Source organism: Acinetobacter sp. I-MWF (assembly GCF_025433935.1).
Taxonomy (GTDB): Bacteria; Pseudomonadota; Gammaproteobacteria; order Pseudomonadales; family Moraxellaceae; genus Acinetobacter; species Acinetobacter guillouiae.
Map to the genome: position 1 here is coordinate 1 of NZ_JAMBAR010000042.1, position 249 is coordinate 249.

The following is a 249-nucleotide window of genomic DNA, read 5'->3' on the forward strand; positions in this document are numbered from 1 at the left end:
GGCTTAACAGGTGCAGGTTCGAACAGCAACATCAAGACAGTAATTACAGGCGATACGCTAGATATTCAATTGGCGGATGCACCAGTATTTGCAGGCAAAGTGACAGCCAATGGTTTAGATGCGAATGGCAACAAAGTTGAGAACGTAGCGGATGCGACAGCAGCGACAGATGCTGTGAATAAAGGTCAGTTGGATGCAGCAACTACAGCATCAAGCAGCAAGACTGATGCTTTGGGTAATAGTTCAGCA

The 249-nt window shown here is 46.6% G+C and carries 1 pseudogene; it reads left to right on the forward strand.

Features of this window, described 5'->3' with window-relative positions:
- Positions 1-249: pseudogene (locus tag M2R48_RS21275) on the forward strand (hypothetical protein); the annotation flags it as partial.